The sequence below is a fragment of the Methylobacterium sp. 285MFTsu5.1 genome, from assembly GCF_000383455.1.
GTDB lineage: Bacteria > Pseudomonadota > Alphaproteobacteria > Rhizobiales > Beijerinckiaceae > Methylobacterium.
On sequence record NZ_KB911270.1, the window covers coordinates 856,279 to 874,710 of the forward strand.

Here is an 18,432-nt window from a genome sequence, read left to right on the forward strand (position 1 = left end):
CCGATCTCAGCGGGCGGGCGCCGCCCGCATCTTCCCGTCGACCCAGGCCCAGAGCGCCCGGACCTCCTCGGCGGCCTGGCTGCCGGGGGCGAATTCCGTGACGCCGAGCCCGGTCGCCAGGGCGTCCTGGTGGTCGACCCGGTGGATGATCCCGGGCTCGGCCAGCACGCCCAGGGCGCGCAGCTGCGCCGCGTAGGCGCTGGTGCGCGGCGAGGGCGGCGGCGGGCACTGGTTCAGCACCAGGGCCAGCCGCTCCCGCAGGCCGAGGCCGACCAGCGCCTGGAGCGTCGGCCGGGCGGCCACGATGTCGAGCCGGGAGGGACGGACCGGCATCAGGACGAAATCGGCGTCCTTCAGGGCCGGCGCGAGGCCGGACGCGCTGCCGGCGGTGTCGAGGACGGCGAGGGTCGTGCCCTGCTCGGCGAGAATACCGAGGATCTCCGAGAGCTGGCCCATCTCCCAGGGCTGGACCCGGTCGACCGCGACGGCGTCGCGCGCGCGGTCGCTCCTGCCGTCGTTCTTGCGCAGGGCCCCCCAGCCGGCTAGCGAGCTCTGCGGGTCGAGATCGAGGGCGGTCACCTGCTCGCCCGCTTCCGCGGCGGCGACCGCCAGGGAGGCCGCCAGGGTGGTCTTGCCCGTCCCGCCCTTCTGCACCGCCAGGGCGAGGACCCGCAGCGGCCCGGCGTCGGGCCAGGGCGCGGTCTCCGGCGCCGGTTCGGATCCTTCGGGATCCATGCGTGTCCCACCTCTCCACATCTGTCAGCCGGGCCGCGGCCCAGGCGGCGCCGAATCGAACGACCGGCACGACCGTGCTTAGCGTGACGGCGTGGGCCGGAGCCAGCGCCGCGCCCCGGCACCTGTGGACCGCCCCGAGGCGGCTCCCGATCACCGGTCCCGGGGACCGGTCCCGGACTTCCGCCGCGAGGCCGCCGCGATACCGCATCGCGGGATCGTGCGCCGGGCCCGCGCGTTGGGCCGGCATCCCCACAGGTTGAGCGGCGCGCCAAGACCCTCGCCCCGACAAGCTCCGCGACAGGATCCCCATGCGCCTCGATCGCCGCCGCCTGCTCGGAACCGGTCTCCTGGCCCTCGCCGCCCCCGCGGCGCGCGCCGCGACGCCGTCGCCCCCGACGAGCCGGCCCGTGGGGACGCTGGAGCTCGCCATCGCGGCGGACGCGCCCTCGACCCCCACGGGGCTCGCCATCGCCCGGGGCGGCCGGATCTTCGTGATGATGCCGCGCTTCACCGGCGCGGAGCCGATCACCCTCGGCGAGGTGCTGCCCGACGGGTCGGTGAAGCCCTACCCGGACGCGGCGACCAACCGCCCGGATCCGGGCGCGCCGCAGGCGTCGCTGTTCCACGTCCCCAACGGCGTCTTCGACCGCGACGACACCCTCTGGGTGCTCGATGCCGGACTGCCCGCCGGCAAGGGGCGGCCGGTGCCGGGCGGCGCGAAGATCCTGGCGATCGATATCGGCCGGAACAGCGTCCGCCGGACGATCCCCCTCGACGCGGGGATCGGCCCGGATTCCTCCCTGAACGACCTGCGGGTCGACGTGCGCGACGGCCGCGCGCTGGCCTACGTCACCGACCAGGGCCAGTCCGGCGCGGGCGCGATCCTGGCGGTCGACCTCGACAGCGGGCGGGTGGTGCGGCGCCTCGCGGACCACGTCAGCACGCGGTCCGAGGAGGGCATGGTCAAGTTCGTGGAGCGCCGCCCCGTGATGGAGCGGAAGGGCGACGCGCCCGAGAAGAGCCCGAAGGGCGGCGCCAACGGCATCGCGATCAGCCCGGACGGCCGCCGCCTCTACTACGCGCCGCTGATGAGCCGGCGGCTCTACGCGGTCGAGACAGCGGCCCTGCGCGATCCGGACGTCGCGGACGCGGCCGTGGCCGCCGCCGTCGCGGATCTCGGCGAGAAGGGCATGACCGGGGGACTGACCACCGATTCCCAGGACCGGGTCTATCTCAGCCTGCAGGAGCACAACGCGGTCGGCCGGCGCCTGCCGGACGGCACCGTCGAGGTGCTGGCCGCCGACGACCGGCTGGTCTGGGCCGACACGTTCTGGATCACCCCGGACCGTTGGCTCTATATCTCGGCGGCCCAGGTGAACCGGCGGCCGGAATTCAACCGCGGCCGGGACCTGCAGCAGCCGCCCTACGCGATCCTGCGCATGCGCATCGACGCCGACCCAGTCCTGTAGCGGATCATGACGGACCTCTCGCACGACCCGGACTTCTTCGCCCTGCTCACCGGCAGCTACGCGCGGCGCCTCGGCGAGCCTCTGGTGCCGGCGGATGCGGACGCGGACTGGCTCTACGCGGCAGCCCCGTTCGCGGTGCTCGCCCATGACGGGGGCGCGGATCCGCGCTTCGTCTACGCCAACCGGACCGCGCAGGCCTGCTTCGGCTACGCGTGGGACGAGCTCGTCGGCCTGCCCTCGCGGCTCTCGGCCGAGGCTCCCGAGCGGGCCGAGCGGCAGCGGCTCCTCGACGCGGTCACCCGGGACGGCTTCAGCCGCGGCTATCGCGGCCTGCGGATCGCCAAGGACGGCCGGCGCTTCTGGATCGACGAGGCGGTGGTCTGGCAGCTCGACCGCGACGGCGCGACGGTAGGGCAGGCCGCGACCTTCGCGCAGTGGCGCGACGCGTGAGGGCCAGGCCGCCGCCCGGTCAGCCGTCCTCCTCGATGCTGACCTGGGCGATCTGCACGGCGCCGCCGTTCCAGTGGGCCGCCACGACGTGGCCCAGCGCGACCGCGAGGACGCAGAGCACCACCGAGGCGAACACGTTGACCATGGCCCGGACCACCGCGCCGTTCCGCATGAGGTCGAGGGTCTGGAGGCTGAACGACGAGAAGGTCGTGTAGCCGCCGCACAGCCCGATCATCACGAACAGGCGGACGTTCTCGGAGACCGGGAAGCGCCCATGCGCCAGGGTCAGCGTGCCGAACAGGCCGATGATGAACGAGCCCGTCACGTTGATGAGGATCGTGCCCCAGGGCAGGTCGCGGCTGATGGGCAGCGCCAGCACCGAGACGACGTAGCGGGCCAGGGTGCCGAGGGCACCGCCGATCATGACCAGGATGCAGGTGGTGAAGGACATGCGCGCTCCAGTGCGTCGGGCGGGCATGAGAAACCCGCCGTCGCGGCGGGTGCTTGCAAGACGCACTCCCACCGCCGGTTTCGCGGTAGGAGTCATCAGCCCTGACGGGCGGTTTCGGGGAACTCCATCCCCATCGGGGACGGCCCATAGCGCCTGCGCGGGCCGAGCGCAACGGCCGCCCGGGGCAGCCCCCCGGGCCCGCTGGTCAGGCCCGCCCCTCCTGCACGGCGTGGCAGGCGACGCCGTCGAGGAGCGCCGGCACCTCGGTCCGGCAACGGTCGTTGGCGAGCGGGCAGCGCGGGTTGAAGGTGCAGCCGGGCGGCGGGTCGATCGGGTTCGGGATCTCGCCGGAGACCGGCACCCGGGCGCGGCCGACATGGGCGAGGTCGGGCACCGCGTCGAGGAGCATCCGCGTGTAGGGGTGGCGCGGCGTCGCGAACAGGTCCCTGGCGGACGCGACCTCCACGAGGCGGCCGAGATACATCACGCCCACCCGGGTCGCCATGTGGCGGACCACGGCGAGGTTGTGGGAGATGAACAGGTAGGTCAGCCCCAGCCGGTCCTGCAGGTCGCGCATCAGGTTGAGGATCTGCGCCTGCACCGAGACGTCGAGCGCCGAGGTCGGCTCGTCGCCCACCAGGAACTCGGCCTGGCTCGCCAGCGCCCGGGCGATCGCCACCCGCTGGCGCTGCCCGCCTGAGAATTCGTGCGGGTATTTTCGGGCGTCGTCGGCGTGGAGACCGACGAGGCCGAGGAGCTCGCCGACCCGGGCACGGATCGCCCCCTCCCCCTGGATCAGGTCGAAGGCCCGGATCGGCTCGGCGATGATCTTCCCCACCCGCCAGCGCGGGTTCATGGACGCGTAGGGGTCCTGGAAGATCATCTGGATGCGGGCGCGCAGGCGCCGCCGCGCCGCGGCCTGGCGCGGGTCAGTCATCGAGACGCCGGTGATCCGCACCTCGCCGGCCGTGGGCGGCAGCAGGCCGACCACCATCCGGGCCACCGTCGACTTGCCGGAGCCGGATTCGCCGACGATCGCGAAGGTCTCGCCCTTCTCGATCGCGAAGCCGACGCGGTCGACCGCCGTGAGGAATTTCCGCGGCTCGCGCTCGATCACCCGGTTGAGCCAGGGCTTCGAGACGTCGAACTGGCGGCGCAGGTCGGTGACTTCGACGTAGGCGCTCACGCTGCGCGCTCCGCTGCATCGTACAGGTGACAGGCCACCCGGCTCGCGTCGACCGGGATCGGCTCGGGCCGCTCGACGCGGCAGCGGGCGAAGACCTTCGGGCAGCGCGGGTTGAAGGCGCAGCCCTTCGGGATGGCGGTGAGCCGCGGCATCGATCCGGGGATCTGGCTCAGCCTTTCGGCCTCCTGCGACAGGGTCGGGATCGCCCCCATCAGGCCGACCGCGTAGGGGTGGTGCGGCTTGGCGATCACCGACGCGACCGGGCCGATCTCGGCCACCCGTCCCGCATACATCACCGCCACCCGGTCGGCGGCCTCGGCGATGACGCCCATGTCGTGGGTCACCAGCATCACCGCGGTGCCGTGCTCGCGGCACAGGCGCTTGAGCAGCGTGATGATCTGGGCCTGGACCGAGACATCGAGGGCAGTCGTCGGCTCGTCCGCGATGATCAGCTCCGGCTCGGCCGCGAGCGCGAGGGCGATCACCACCCGCTGGCGCATGCCGCCGGAGAACTCGTGCGGGTAGCCGTCGATGCGCCGCTCGGGCGCCGGGATGCCGACCTCGGCGAGCAGGTCGATGGCGCGGCTGCGCGCCGCCTTGGCGGACAGGTCGGTGTGGGTGCGCAGGGTCTCGACGATCTGGTCACCGACCCGGAACAGCGGGTCGAGCGAGGTCAGCGGATCCTGGAAGATCATGCCGATGCGCTTGCCGCGCACCCGCCGCATCGCCTCGGGGGAGAGGTTGTCGATGCGCTCGCCCCGCAGGCGGATCTCGCCGCCGGCGATCCGACCGGGGCGGTCGATCAGCCCGATCACCGCCGAGCCGGTCACCGACTTGCCGGCCCCGGACTCGCCGACGACGCCCAGGATCTCGCCGCGGCCGATGTCGAACGAGACCCGATCGATGGCGGTGAGCGGCCCGCGGCGGGTGTCGAAGGCGACCGTCAGGTCGCGCACGGAGAGGATGGTGTCGGTCATGCCTTGGCCGTTCCGGCGTCGGGCCGTCGGACGACCCCTCCCGTCCTTGCGAGCGGAGCGAAGCAATCCAGCGGCGCCGCGCTCACCGAGGTCGCGCTGCCCTGGGTCGCTTCGCTGCGCTCGCGATGACGATGCCCGATCATTGCAGCTTCGGATTGAGCGCGTCGCGCAGCCAATCCCCCAGGAGGTTGATGGCGATGACGAGCCCGGCGAGCGCCAGCCCCGGGAAGGCGACGATCCACCACTCGCCGGAGAACAGGAACCGGTTGCCGGTGCGGATCAGCGTGCCGAGCGACGGCATCGTCTCGGGCAGGCCGGTGCCGAGGAACGACAGGGTCGCCTCCGTGATGATCGCCAGCGCGAGGTTGATCGTCGCGATCACGAAGACCGGGCCGGTGACGTTCGGCAGGACGTGGCGGACCATGATCACCGGGGGCGACAGGCCGATCAGCCGCGCCGCCTGGACGTAGTCCTTGCCCTTCTCGACCATCACGGAGGAGCGCACGGTCCGGGCGTACTGCACCCAGAAGGACAGGCCGATCGACACCACGATCAGCCCGATCAGCGGCCCGACATCGAGCGCGCTGCCGAAGCTCGCCTTGGCGACGCCGTCCACCACCAGGGCGATCAGGATCGCCGGGAAGGTGAGCTGCACGTCGGCGACCCGCATGATCAGCGTGTCGAGGAAGCCGCCCGCGTAGCCGGCGATCAGGCCGAGGGCGATGCCGAGGATGCCGGAGGTCAGCACACCGAGCACGCCGACGATCAGCGACAGGCGCAGGCCGTACAGCACCGCCGAGAGCACGTCCCGGCCCTGGTCGTCGGTGCCGAGATAGAACGGCGCCTGTCCGTCCGCCTGCCAGATCGGCGGCAGGTTGGAGTTGATCAGGTCGAGCTGGGCCGGGTCGTAGGGGTTCTGCGGGGCGATCCACGGGGACGCGAAGGCGAGCCCGACCATCAGCAGCGTGGCGATCAGCGCCGCCACAGCGGTTTTCGAGCGCAGGAAGTTCGCCAGCAGGTCGGAGTCGCGCCAGCGCGCGAGCCGCGAGGGCTTCGCCTCCGGCAACGGGACCGGCGGCGCGTCGCCGGCGTCGAGGTCGTACCCGCTCATCGGCCGCCCCTCACGCCATGTCCAGTCGGGAAGCTCAGGGAGGCACCTGTCGTCTTTGCGAGCGGCGCGAAGCGATCCAGCAGAGCCACGCCGACCGGACGCGCGCTGCCCTGGGTCGCTTCGCTGCGCTCGCGATGACGGGGTGGCCGGGCGGAGGAGTCCGTCATGTCCGACCTCACGCCGTCCGCCCCGCGGGCAGCCGCAGGCGCGGGTCCACCACCGTGTAGAGGATGTCGACCACGAGGTTGATGGTCACGAAGATCAGCGCGACGAGCAGCAGGTACGCGGACATGATCGGGATATCGACGTTCTGCACGGCCTGGACGAAGAGCAGGCCCATGCCGGGCCACTGGAACACCGTCTCGGTGATGATCGAGAAGGCGATGACCGAGCCGAGCTGCAGCCCCGCGATGGTGATCACCGGCACCAGCGTGTTCTTCAGCGCGTGCCGCAGGTGGACGGCGCGCGTGGTGAGCCCCCGCGCCCGGGCGAAGCGGACGTAGTCGGTGCGCAGCACCTCCAGCATCTCGGCGCGGACCAGCCGCATGATCAGCGTCATCTGGAACAGGCCGAGCGTCACCGAGGGCAGGATCAGCGCCTTGAGCCCGGAGGCGGTCAGGAAGCCGGTGGTCCACCAGCCGAGCCGCACCGTGTCGCCGCGCCCGTAGGAGGGCAGCCAGCCGAGCGTCACCGAGAACAGGTAGATCAGCAGGATGCCGATCAGGAAGGTCGGCAGGCTGATCCCGATCAGCGAGACCGCCTGGAACAGCCCGGCGAGCCAGGACTCGCGGCGCAGCGCGCAGTACACGCCCATCAGGATCCCGACCACCAGGGCGAAGATCGTGGCGCAGAAGGCGAGTTCCAGCGTCGCCGGCATGCGCTCGGCCAAGAGCTGCGAGACCGGCTGCCGGAACTGGTACGAGATGCCGAACTGGCCCCGCACCACGTTGCCGGCGTAGCGGACGAACTGGACCAGCACCGGGTCGTCGAGGCCGAGATCCGTCCGGATCTGGGCCCGCTCGGCCACGGTGGTGTCGGGCCCGACGATCTGGTTTACGGGGTCGCCCGCGAACCGGAACATCGCGAAGGCGATGAGCCCGACGACCGCGAGGACCGCGGCCGCCTGGATCACCCGGCGCAGCAGGAAGGCGAGCACGCCCCGGCCCCTACTGCGGGTCCTTCGACACCCAGTAGAGCAGCAGCAGGTTATCGGCGCGCTGGGTCAGGTGGACCTTCTTGGAGACGCCCCAGGCCAGCGCCTGCTGGTGCAGCGGGATGTAGCCCCAGTCGGCGTTGAGGACGTCGAAGCCCTCCTTGATCAGCGCGTCGCGCTTGGTCTTGTCGGTCTCGCCCTCGACCTTGTCGGCGATCGCGTCGATCTTCGGGTCGCAGTAGCCCGCGAGGTTCCAGCTGCCCCGGCCCGACTTGTCGCCGGGCTTCCGGCAGCCGACGATCTCGTAGAGGATGTTGTGGCTGTCGAGCGAGGACGGGGTCCAGCCCAGCAGGTAGAACGAGGTGTCGTAGGCCGGCGCCAGCACCTTGGCGAAGTACTTGGCCTTCGGCTGGGCGTTCAGGTTCACCTTGACGTTGATGCGGGCCAGCATCGAGACCACCGCCTGGCAGATCGCCTCGTCGTTGACGTAGCGGTCGTTCGGGCAGTCCATGGTCAGCGAGAACCCGTCCGGGTAGCCGGCCTGGGCCATCAGCTCCTTGGCCTTCTTGAGGTCGGTGGCCGGGCGCTTGAACTCGGCGCCGCGGTCGTAGAGGGCCGGGGCGATCATCAGCGCGGAGGGCACCGCCTGCCCGCGCATCACGCGCTTGGCGATCGTGTCCTCGTCGATGGCGAGGTAGAAGGCCTCGCGCACCTTGATGTCCTTGAACGGGTTCTTGCCCTTGACGCTCGAATCCTTCAGCTCGTCCCGGTCCTGGTCCATGCCGAGGAAGATCGTGCGCAGCTCCGGGCCGGCCATCACGGTGGCGGTGCCGCTGGCGTTGACCCGCTGCTGGTCCTGCAGCGGCACCGGGTCGATCCAGTCGACCTCGCCGGAGAGGAGCGCGGCGACGCGGGTCGCCGGGTTGGCGATGGTGGTCAGCACCGCCTCGTCGAGGTTCGACTCGACCTTGCCCCAGTAGCCGGGAAACTTCTTGAAGACGGTCTTCACGCCGGGCTGGTGCTCGGTGATCACGAACGGGCCGGTGCCGTTCTCGTGCAGCGTGGCGTAGCTCGGGCTGGTGGCGCTGGGGGGCGTCGGCTGCACGACGCCGTTCTTCTCGGACCACGCCTTCGACATGATCACCCAGGTCGGGAACTGGGCGATGGCGATCGGGTTCGGCTTCTTCAGCACCATGTCGACGGTGAAGTCGTCGACCTTCACGAACTCGGCGTCGGCGGGCACGTTGGTGGTGAAGTTCGAGCCCGGGGCGCGGACGCGCTGGGCGGAGAAGATCACGTCGTCGGCGGTGAACGGCGTGCCGTCGTGGAACTTGACGTTCTTGCGCAGGTGGAAGCGCCAGCGGGTCGGCTCGGGCGTCTCCCAGGATTCCGCGAGGCCGGGAGCGAATTTCAGGTTCTTGTCGAGGGTGACGAGGGACTCGTAGGCCGCCTGCTGCATCCCTTCCGTGAAGCTCTCCTTGAGGGAGTACGGGTCGAGGGATTTCAGGTCACCCTGGAAGGCGAAGCGGAAGACGTTGGCGGCCTGCGCGGGCAGCGCGGCGAACGCGAACGTCGCGACCGTGCTCGCGGCCACGCCGCGGGCGAGGGTCTTCAGGGCTGAGCGGGACAAGCGGATCTCCGAGACCGTGAATGCGCCACCGGCCGGCTGCCCCGGCGGCGTCCACCGCGGCGTCAGCAAGCATCGGACCATCTGTATACAAGACGAGGGCCGAGCCTGTCGCGGCTGAGTGACATTACTCGCGTTCCAAAGCGCGTTTTCCCCGGTTCCGATCGCTAGCTTCGACACGCCCCGTCTTGGCGAGCGCGGCGAAGCCATCCAGGGCGGCGCCGCGCCTCACGACGGCGCGCTGCCCTGGGTCACGTCGCTCCGCTCGTGATGACGGAGCGGGCGGCATCCAGCGAAGACGTCGACCGGACGCCGCAACGCGCGGCCGGCGCCGGCCTACTCGGCCGCCACCCGCGCGGGCTCGCGCCGCGCCTCGGCCTCGGCCTCGGCCGTCTCGCCCTCCGCCACCGCCTTGCGCCGGAACAGGCGCATGACGACGACGAAGAAGACCGGCACGAAGAACACCGCCAGCACGGTCGCGGTGATCATGCCGCCCATCACGCCGGTGCCGATCGCCTGCTGGCTCTTCGAGGCGGCGCCGGTGGCGATGGCCAGCGGCACCACGCCGAAGATGAAGGCGAGCGAGGTCATCACGATCGGCCGGAACCGGAGCGTCGCCGCCTCGACCGCGGCCCGCACCACGGAGGTGCCGGGCTTCCAGAGGTCCTTGGCGAACTCCACGATCAGGATCGCGTTCTTGGCCGAGAGGCCGATGATCGTGATCAGCCCGATCTTGAAGTACACGTCGTTGGGCATGCCGCGCAGGTACACGGCCGCCACCGCGCCGATGACGCCGAGCGGGATCACCAGCATCACCGAGACCGGGATCGCCCAGCTCTCGTAGAGCGCCGCGAGGCACAGGAACACGATCAGCACCGACAAAGCGAGCAGCAGGCTCGCCTGGCTGCCCGCCTGCTTCTCCTGGTAGGACTGACCCGTCCAGGCGTAGCCGAAGCCCTTCGGCAGCTGCAGCATCAGCCGCTCCATCTCGGCGATGGCGTCGCCCGACGTGTAGCCGGGGTTCGGCTCGCCGGTGAAGCGCACCGACTGGTAGCCGTTGAAGCCGACGATCTGGCTCGGCCCCATGCTCCATTTCAGCTCCGCGAAGGACGACATCGGCACCATCGTGTTGGTGGCGTTCTTCACCGCGTAGTTGAGGATGTCCGAGGCGTTCATGCGCTGAAGCTGCTCGGCCTGCACGTAGACCCGCTGCATCTTGCCCCGGTTGGGGAAGTCGTTCGGGTAGACCGAGCCGAGGTTGAGCTGGATCGTGTTGTTGATGTCCTCGAACTTCACGCCGAGCGCGGCCGCCTTCTCGCGGTCGATCACCAGCTCCGCCTGCGGGGTCGGCGGCAGGCCCTCGATCTTCACCTTCTGGAGGATCGGGCTCTGCTGCGCGAGCTTCAGGAGCTGCTCCTGGGCCGACAGCAGCGCCGCGTAGCCGCGGTTGGCCCGGTCCTGCAGGCGGAACGAGAAGCCCGCCGCGTTGCCGAGGTTGTCGACCGGGGGCGGCTCCTGCGCGTCCACCGTGGCGTCGCGGTACGTGGCGAGCGCCGCGTTGGTGCCGGCGACGAGCGCGGCGGCCGAGTTCTTGGCGTCGCGCTCGGACCACGGCTTCAGAGTCACGAACGCCTGGCTGGTGCTCGGGGCCTGGCCGGAGAACGAGAAGCCGTTCAGCATCGTCACGGTGGCGACGCCGGGCTGCGCCAGCAGGTGCTCCTCGACCTTGCGCACCGCCTCCTGGGTACGGTTGTAGGAGGCGCCCGGGGGCGTCTGGATGTCGACCGTGAAGAAGCCCTGGTCCTCCACCGGCAGGAAGCCCTCCGGCAGGTTGACGAAGGCGTAGGCCGTGCCCGCCACGAGCGCGACGTAGACCAGCATCACCCGGCCGGACTTCCGGATGAACGCCGCGGTGCCGCGGCCGTAGCGGGCAGTCTCCCGGTCGACGAACCGGTTGAACATCCCGAACACGCCGCCCTTGGCGTGGCCGTGGCCCTTCTCGATCGGCTTCAGGAAGGTCGCGCAGAGCGCCGGCGTCAGCGACAGGGCGAGCAGCGCCGAGAAGGCGATGGAGGTCACCATCGCGATCGAGAACTGCCGGTAGATGATGCCGACCGAGCCGGGAAAGAAGGCCATCGGGATGAACACGGCGATCAGCACCAGGGTGATGCCGATGATCGCCCCGGTGATCTGCCCCATGGCCTTCTTGGTGGCCTCCTTGGGGGGCAGACCCTCCTCGTTCATGATCCGCTCGACGTTCTCCACCACCACGATGGCGTCGTCGACCAGGATGCCGATGGCCAGCACCATGCCGAACATGGTGAGCACGTTCACCGAGAAGCCCGAGATCCACATCACCGTGACCGTGCCCATGAGGGCGATCGGCACCACGATGGTGGGGATCAGGGTGTAGCGGATGTTCTGCAGGAACAGGAACATCACGAGGAAGACCAGCACCACCGCCTCGACCAGCGTGTGCAGCACCTTCTCGATGGAGGCCTCCACCGCCGGGGTGATGTCGTAGGGGATGTCCCACTTCAGGTCCGGCGGGAAGAACTGGGACAGCTCCACCATCTTGGCGCGGATCGCCTTGGCGGTCTCGAGCGCGTTGCCGTCGGGGGCGAGCGTCACCGAGATGCCGGCGGCGGGGCCGCCGTTGAGGCGCGTGGAGAACTGGTAGGCGTCGCCGCCGAGCTCGATCCGGGCGACGTCGCGCAGGCGCACGTTCGAGCCGTCGGGATTGGCCCGCAGCACGATAGCGCCGAACTCCTCGATCGTGCCGAGCTGGCCCTTCACGATGATCGGCACGGTGAGCGCCTGCCGGGTCGGGCTCGGCTGCGCGCCGACCGAGCCGGAGGCGACCTGGACGTTCTGGTTGCGGATCGCGTCGGTGACGTCCGAGGCGCTGAGCGAGAGGCCGCGCAGCTTGTCGGGATCGACCCAGACGCGCAGCGACCGCTCGGTGGAGTAGAGCGTCGCGCGCCCGACCCCGGGGATGCGCCGGATCTCGTTGATGACGTTGCGGATCAGGAAGTCGCCGAGGCCGACCTCGTCCATCGACCCGTCGGTGGAGACGAGGGTGATGATGTTGAGGGTCGCGGCCGAGGCCTCCTCCACGAGGATGCCCTGCTGGCGCACCTCGGCCGGGAGGCGCGCCTCCACGCGCTTCAGCCGGTTCTGCACCTCGACCGAGGCGAGCGACGGGTCGGTGCCGGGCTGGAAGGTGGCGGTGATGTTGACCGAGCCGAACGAGTCGGTGGTCGACTCGAAGCTCATGATGTTGGCGGCGCCGTTCAGCTCATCCTCGATGAGCCGGGTCGTGCCGATGTAGAGGCTCTCCACGGAGGCGCCCGGATAGGCCGTGGACAGGGCGATGGAGGGCGGGGCGATCACCGGGTACTGCGCCACCGGCAGGTTCGGGATGGCGAGCGCGCCGCCGAGGCAGATGAACAGCGCCACCACCCAGGCGAAGACCGGGCGGTCGATGAAGAAGCGTGCCATGATCGGGCTCTCCCGGACTCAGTGGCGCTGCTGGACGGCGGCGGCCCGCGGGGTGACCTCCGCCTTGTCGCCCGGCACGTCGGGCGCCTCGTCGGTGTCGTGCTTCGGTCCGGTCTCGCCGTGGACCGGGGTCTGGTCGAGGGGCTTCACCTTGGCGCCGACGGTGATCTTCTGGAAGCCGTCGATGATGACGCGCTCGCCGGCCTTGAGGCCCGAGCGGATCAGCCAGTTCTGCCCGACGACCGGCCCGACCTCGACGGGCTGGCGCATCACGGTCTCGTCGGCGCGCACGATCCAGACCTCGGCGCGGCCGTCGTCGGTGCGCTGGATCGCCTGCTGCGGCACCGCGATCGCGTCGGAATCGATGCCCTGCTTGATCCGCGCCCGCACGTACATGCCGGGGAACAGCTCGTCGTGCGGGTTCGGGAACTGCACCCGCAGCGTCACCTGGCCGGTGCTCGGGTCGGCGGTGACGTCCGAGAACAGCAGCCGGCCCGCCAGCGGGTAGAGGGAGCCGTCATCCATGATCAGGTGGACGTTGGCGGTGTTGTCCTCCAGGCGCGCCAGCTCGCCGCTCGCGAGGTCCCGGCGCAGGCGGTTCAGCTCGCCGACCGACTGGGTGATGTCGACGTAGATCGGGTCGAGCTGCTGGATCGTGGCGAGCGCGCCCGTGGAGCCCGGCTCGATCAGCGTGCCCTCGGTGAGCAGCGCCCGGCCGATGCGGCCGGTGATCGGCGCGCGCACGTCGGTCCAGCCGAGGTTGAGCTGCGCGCGGTCGCGGGTCGCCTTGGCGCCGGCCACCTCGGCCTCCGCCTGCTTCTTGGCCGCGAAGGCGGCGTCGTACTGCGCTTGGCTCGCGGTGGCGCGGGAGAGCAGCTGCTCGAGCCGGTCGGCCTGCTGGCGGGCGAGCACCAGGGCGGCCTCCTGGCGGGCGAGGGCCGCCTCGGCGCTGGCGAGCTCGACCTCGTAGGGTGCCGGGTCGATCTTGTAGAGGATGTCGCCCTCCTTGACCTGGCTGCCCTGCTCGAAGAGCCGCTTGACCACGAGCCCGGAGACCCGGGAGCGGACCTCGGCGATGCGCATCGGCGCGACGCGGCCCGGCAGGTCGCGCAGGTAGGGGATCGCCTGGGGCTCCACCTTGACGAACCCGACCTCCGGCACCGGCGGGGCCGGCGCGGCGACCTGCTTCGGGTTGCAGGCGGCGACACCCAGCAGGAGCAGGGCCGCGGGCAGGAGGGCGGTCGCGCGGGCCGAGGCGCGGAACGACGACGGGATTCTGGCGGACAAAGTGCGGGTCACGATTACCGACGCTCCTGAAAGCATGCGTCTGCTGAGGCTGGCGCGGAGCGTGGGCCCGCGCATCGTCGAGTCAGATCCCGGGACCGGTCACGAGGCCGGTCGGACGAAGATCAGGACGGGCGCGCCATCATGCCGGCCGCGAGACCGGCGCGCGCGTCAGGCCCGGCGTGGAGGCCGGTGCGGCGAACCGTCCGGCGCGGAGGCCGGTACGCTGTCGGACCTGTAGTCGAACGATGCGTTGACAGTGTGACGGGGGCGCGGCGCGTCGACCGGCGGGCGCGGCAGCCCCAGTTCGGTGAGGATCTCGCTGTCGGCGGCGCAGAGATCGGTGCGGCCGAAGACCGAACGCTTGGCCTCGGACCGCTTGGCCTCGGGCTGCGCGTCCGGCGTGCCGGACAGGATCGTCAGGCGCGGGCTCGCGATGGCGCAGGCCGGGCCCTCCGGGCGCGCGGCCTCGGCCCGCGCGGGCGCAGCCACCAGCGCGGCCGTCGCGAGCACGAGCAGCGCCAGCGCGGCGAGGCCCCGGGCGAGGCGGTCCGGCAGGCCCGCGGCGCGGCGGGTCAGGAGAGCGGCGGATCGGATCACGAGTCTGAGATAAGCACGGCTGTCGCCGCGCGCAATCACCCACGGCGTCGCGCCACCCGCCCAGTGTTGCGCGCAGCACACAGCTGCGCCCGGAAGTGGCCATACCGGCGGCCCGGCCTCAACCTTGCCGTGAAGTCCGGGCCGGCTCGCCCCATGCGCGCAGGGGTTCCGCGCGGGCTTGGCCGAGATCTGCGAAGACCCGCCGAGATCCGCGAAGACCCGCGAAGACCCGCGAGTCCCCGCGCCGCGACGAACGGAGGACGGAAGACCATGGCGAGACGGATCGCGCTACTCGGGCTCGCGGGCCTGCTGCTCGGGAGCGCCCCGGCGGCGGCCGCCAACCCGCTGGACAGGGGTCCGATCGCGGACTTCCTCAACATCTTCCGCAGCCAGGCGATCCCGCGCGAGACGGTGGCGTGGACCGGCAAGGAGAAGCCCGGCACCATCGTGGTCTCGACCCGCCAGCGCCGACTCTACTACGTGCTCGGCGGCGGCGCGGCGGTCCGCTACGGCGTGGGCGTCGGGCGGCAGGGCTTCTCGTGGTCCGGCACCAAGACCGTCACCATGAAGAAGGAGTGGCCGGACTGGCGCCCGCCGCAGCAGATGCTGGCCCGCCGCCCCGACCTGCCGCGGTACATGGCCGGCGGCCAGGACAACCCGCTGGGCGCCCGCGCCCTCTATCTCGGCTCGTCGCTCTACCGCATCCACGGCTCGAACGAGCCCGAGACGATGGGCGCGGCGGTCTCGTCCGGCTGCATCCGCATGACCAACAAGGACGTGACCGACCTCTACGACCGGGTCCGCGTCGGCACCAAGGTCATCGTGCGCGACTGACCGGGCGGGCGGCCGCGACGGCCGCCCCCCTCCGGCCGCCCCCTCCTCCCGCGCCGCGGAGCCGCAGCCGGTGGCGTGCGCCCGCCCGCGTCGACAGGCGCGGCGGGCCGGTGTTAGGAGCCGCGCCGTCGGGCAGAGCCGGATCGCCCGACCGCCACGAGGGACAGCATGAACGAGCGCATCATCCTGCGGGCCGGCGAGGCCCTGGTCGCGGGCGGGCCGCCCAACACCGCCTCCGAGCCCGAGGTCATCATCGGCGAGCTCGACGGGCCGGTCGGCACCGCCCTGGCCACGCTGACCGGCGATCAGGTCGTCGGCCACAGCCGCGTCTTCGCCCTGCTCAACACCGACATCATGGTCCGCCCGGTCACCCTGTGCGTGTCCAAGGTCAGTGTCACCGAGAGCAAGTACACCTCGATCCTGATGGGCACCGTCCAGTTCGCCATCGCCAACGGCGTGCTGGACGCCGTGCGCGCCGGCTACATCCCCAAGCACAAGGCCAACGACCTCGGCATCATCTGCTCGGTCTGGCTCAGCCCCGGCGTCATCGAGGCCCAGCACGTCGACCACAAGGCGCTGTTCGACATCCAGCGCCGGGGCATGACCGAGGCGATCCGCAAGGCCATGACCAACGAGCCCTCGATCGACTGGCTCCTCGAGAACCAGGACAAGATCACCCACAAGTACTACCAGATGGGCCTCGACGGAAAAATCTGAGCGCCCGGTCAGCGGCGGGCGGGGCGCGCACGATCCCGCGGGCGGCCACGGCCAAGCCTGTCGCGATCCGGTGCCTTCGGGTAGGATGGCGGCATGAGCAGACGCGCCGATTCCCGTCCGTTCCGCCGCCTCGCGGCCGGCCTCGTGCTCGGGGCCTGCTGGCTCCCGGCCGGTCCCGCCGCCGCCCAGGCGCTGTTCTGGCCGTCCATCGGCTTCGCGCCGCTGCCCTCCTTCGCGTGGCCGCAGATGCCCGAGGACGCGTACGGCCGCTGGACCGGCTCCTACGCCCGCCTGTCGACCGGCTACGCGGTCAGCACGTCCCGGCATCTCGGCAGCTATTCGGGACCGACCATCGGGTTCGAGGGCGGCCGGATGTGGCAGGAGGGCCCGATCCTCTACGGCATCAGCGGCGGGTTCGACTATCTCGCCGGCCTCGGCGGCAACCTCACGCCGGGCTACGGGCGGCTCGCCTATTCCAACGACTTCGCCGGATCCCTGGAGGTGAAGGTCGGCACCCTCGTCGCGCCGGACGTGCTGGTCTACGCCAAGACCGGCGCCCTGGCCCTGCACCAGACGCTGCGCGTCGGGCCGACCCCGGGGTCGCTGCCGTTCGCGCGCCAGGACATCGCGGTCCGGCCGGTGGCCGGCGTGGGCGTCGAGTGGGCGGTCACGGACCGCCTGTCGCTGGCGGTCGAGGCGGGCGTGGTCGGCGGCGGGATCCGCTGAGGCGCGCCCCCGCCGGCCTCGCCGAGCGGTGCCGTCCGGGGCGCGGCCGCCTATTTCGGCACGAACGCCCAGTAGTCGAGGTCGAGGATCACCGCCGGGTCGTAGCCGTCGCCGGCGCGGTCCGGGAAGGCGCCGCAGGGCTGGTTCTTGGTGGCGACCGTCCGCAGGCGCAGGAGCCCGACATCGTCGCGGCCGACATCGGCGGTCGCCAGCACCTCGCTCCAGGCATAGACCGTGTCGCCGGCGAAGAGCGGCGCCACGTGGCGGCCGGCGTTGATGCCCGCGAGGGCGAAGGCGTTGCCGAGCCCGTTGAAGCTCAGCGCCCGCGCCAGCGAGATCACGTGGCCGCCGTAGATCAGGCGCCGGCCGAAGCGGGTGTCCTTGGCGGCCAGCCCGTCGAAATGCACCTTGGCGGTGTTCTGGAACAGGCGCGTGGCGATCTGGTGCTCGGCCTCCTCGACGGTCATGCCGTCGACGTGGTCGATCTTCTCACCCACCGTGTAATCCGCGAAGCGGTGCGGGCTGCCGGCGAGGTCGGTATCGTAGGCGGCGGCCGAGAGCTTCGGCAGCGCGCCCGCGAGGTCCTGCGGGTCGACCACCTTGGCGAGGCTCGGCACGTGCTCCTCGGCGATCGCCGCCTCGGGGTCGCGCTTGCGCACGAGCACCCAGCGGCAATAGCTCAGCACGGTCTCGCCGCGCTCGTCGGAGCCCACCGAGCGGACGTAGACCACGCCGGTCTGCCGGTTCGAGCTCTCCTTGAGGCCGATCACCTCCGACACGGTGGAGAGCGTCTCGCCCGGGTAGACCGGCCGCCGGAACCCGCCCTCGGCGTAGCCGAGATTGGCCAGCGCGTTGAGGGAGACGTCCGGGACGGTCTTGCCGAACACCATGTGGAAGGTGAGCAGGTCGTCGAGCGGGCTCTTCGGGTAGCCGATGGCCCGGGCGAAGGCGTCCGACGACTGCACGGCGAAGCGCGGCCCGTAGAGGCCCGTGTACAGCGCCACGTCGCCCACCGTCACGGTGCGCGGGGTGGCGTGGCGGATGGTCTCGCCGAGGCGGAAATCCTCGAAGAAGCGGCCAGGATTCGTCTTCACGGGCGTTCGACCCTACTGCGTGTAAACGTAAGCTGCGGGCACGGCGTATTCATGCAGCAGACGGCTGATGAACAGCAGCAGCAAGATGAGGATGATCGGCGAGATGTCGACGCCCCCGAGATTGGGCAGCAGGTTGCGGATCGGCCGCAGCACCGGCTCGGTCAGCCGGTAGAGCACCTCGCCGATCTGCGCGACGATCGGGTTGCGCACGTTCACCACGTTGAACGCGACGAGCCAGCTGAGAACCGCGCTTGCGATGAGGACGTAGATGAAAAGCTGGACGACCGTGTCGAAGAGCCAGATCAGGGCGTTCATGCGGGTCCGCGCGTATCCTTCGGGCCGCCCGCACCCCAGCGCCGGAGCGGCGCGCGGCGGGCGACGTTGAAACAGGGAATTGACAGGCTGAGCCGCCCGCGCCTACAAGGCCGGCGCCTCGACGGGGCTGTAGCTCAGATGGGAGAGCGCCGCAATCGCACTGCGGAGGTCAGGGGTTCGAATCCCCTCAGCTCCACCAGGC

General features: G+C 71.1%; 17 protein-coding genes, 1 tRNA gene and 1 riboswitch. Of the genes, 6 read left to right on the forward strand and 12 right to left on the reverse strand.

The genetic code is table 11. The annotated features are described in order from the left end of the window. Positions 1–6: 6 nt before the first annotated feature. The gene (locus tag H288_RS0104155; RefSeq protein WP_020091335.1) at positions 7–735 is read right to left on the reverse strand and encodes a ParA family protein; all 729 of its coding nucleotides are present in this window, start codon (positions 733–735) and stop codon (positions 7–9) included. Between the two features lie 308 nt (positions 736–1,043). Here H288_RS0104155 and H288_RS0104165 point away from each other — a divergent pair, with 308 nt between their 5' ends. After that, positions 1,044–2,204: an L-dopachrome tautomerase-related protein gene (locus H288_RS0104165; protein WP_020091336.1), complete on the forward strand. Its 1,161-nt coding sequence runs from the start codon at positions 1,044–1,046 to the stop codon at positions 2,202–2,204. 6 nt (positions 2,205–2,210) lie between these two features. Further along, entirely contained in the window at positions 2,211–2,654 is a 444-nt protein-coding gene (locus tag H288_RS0104170; RefSeq protein WP_020091337.1) for an MEKHLA domain-containing protein, read from the forward strand. A 19-nt stretch (positions 2,655–2,673) separates the two neighbouring features. On the opposite strand, the gene crcB is transcribed toward H288_RS0104170, so the two are convergent. From crcB to H288_RS0104215, 9 genes are all read right to left on the reverse strand, one after another. Beyond that, a complete protein-coding gene (gene crcB / locus H288_RS0104175; RefSeq protein ID WP_020091338.1) occupies positions 2,674–3,105 on the reverse strand; it encodes a fluoride efflux transporter CrcB in 432 nt (143 codons plus the stop codon). 79 nt (positions 3,106–3,184) lie between these two features. Continuing rightward, positions 3,185–3,246: riboswitch (Fluoride riboswitch) on the reverse strand. A 64-nt stretch (positions 3,247–3,310) separates the two neighbouring features. Beyond that, a complete protein-coding gene (locus tag H288_RS0104180) occupies positions 3,311–4,291 on the reverse strand; it encodes an oligopeptide/dipeptide ABC transporter ATP-binding protein (RefSeq protein WP_020091339.1) in 981 nt (326 codons plus the stop codon). Then, positions 4,288–5,268, reverse strand: a complete 981-nt coding sequence (locus H288_RS0104185; RefSeq protein ID WP_020091340.1) for an ABC transporter ATP-binding protein — start codon at positions 5,266–5,268, stop codon at positions 4,288–4,290. The genes H288_RS0104180 and H288_RS0104185 overlap by 4 nt, the downstream gene beginning before the upstream one ends. A 139-nt stretch (positions 5,269–5,407) precedes the next feature. Then, positions 5,408–6,379: an ABC transporter permease gene (locus H288_RS0104190; protein WP_020091341.1), complete on the reverse strand. Its 972-nt coding sequence runs from the start codon at positions 6,377–6,379 to the stop codon at positions 5,408–5,410. A 175-nt stretch (positions 6,380–6,554) separates the two neighbouring features. Next, entirely contained in the window at positions 6,555–7,535 is a 981-nt protein-coding gene (locus H288_RS0104195) for an ABC transporter permease (RefSeq protein ID WP_020091342.1), read from the reverse strand. 10 nt (positions 7,536–7,545) lie between these two features. Next, positions 7,546–9,162 carry an ABC transporter substrate-binding protein gene (locus H288_RS0104200; RefSeq protein ID WP_026604650.1) on the reverse strand — a complete coding sequence of 539 codons (1,617 nt, stop codon included), beginning with the start codon at positions 9,160–9,162 and terminating at the stop codon, positions 7,546–7,548. A 333-nt stretch (positions 9,163–9,495) separates the two neighbouring features. After that, on the reverse strand, positions 9,496–12,660 hold the full coding sequence (locus H288_RS0104205; protein WP_020091344.1) for a multidrug efflux RND transporter permease subunit: 3,165 nt from the start codon (positions 12,658–12,660) through the stop codon (positions 9,496–9,498). Positions 12,661–12,678: 18 nt separating this feature from the next. Then, on the reverse strand, positions 12,679–13,959 hold the full coding sequence (locus H288_RS0104210) for an efflux RND transporter periplasmic adaptor subunit (protein ID WP_026604651.1): 1,281 nt from the start codon (positions 13,957–13,959) through the stop codon (positions 12,679–12,681). A 156-nt stretch (positions 13,960–14,115) separates the two neighbouring features. Then, complete coding sequence (locus tag H288_RS0104215) at positions 14,116–14,544, reverse strand: hypothetical protein (protein WP_020091346.1); 429 nt, start codon at positions 14,542–14,544, stop codon at positions 14,116–14,118. Between the two features lie 270 nt (positions 14,545–14,814). Between H288_RS0104215 and H288_RS0104220 the strand changes: the two genes are divergently transcribed. The 3 genes from H288_RS0104220 (at position 14,815) to H288_RS0104230 (ending at position 16,821) form a co-directional block, all read left to right on the forward strand. Further along, a complete protein-coding gene (locus tag H288_RS0104220; RefSeq protein WP_020091347.1) occupies positions 14,815–15,378 on the forward strand; it encodes a L,D-transpeptidase family protein in 564 nt (187 codons plus the stop codon). A gap of 168 nt (positions 15,379–15,546) precedes the next feature. Then, positions 15,547–16,095: a formaldehyde-activating enzyme gene (locus H288_RS0104225; RefSeq protein ID WP_012321386.1), complete on the forward strand. Its 549-nt coding sequence runs from the start codon at positions 15,547–15,549 to the stop codon at positions 16,093–16,095. Positions 16,096–16,188: 93 nt separating this feature from the next. Next, positions 16,189–16,821, forward strand: coding sequence for a hypothetical protein (locus tag H288_RS0104230; protein ID WP_020091348.1), 633 nt, complete (start codon positions 16,189–16,191; stop codon positions 16,819–16,821). 50 nt (positions 16,822–16,871) lie between these two features. On the opposite strand, the gene H288_RS0104235 is transcribed toward H288_RS0104230, so the two are convergent. Further along, entirely contained in the window at positions 16,872–17,915 is a 1,044-nt protein-coding gene (locus tag H288_RS0104235) for a MaoC family dehydratase (RefSeq protein ID WP_020091349.1), read from the reverse strand. Positions 17,916–17,927: 12 nt separating this feature from the next. After that, positions 17,928–18,230, reverse strand: a complete 303-nt coding sequence (locus H288_RS0104240; protein ID WP_020091350.1) for a YggT family protein — start codon at positions 18,228–18,230, stop codon at positions 17,928–17,930. Between the two features lie 123 nt (positions 18,231–18,353). Here H288_RS0104240 and H288_RS0104245 point away from each other — a divergent pair. Continuing rightward, positions 18,354–18,429, forward strand: a tRNA-Ala gene (locus H288_RS0104245). Positions 18,430–18,432: the final 3 nt, after the last annotated feature.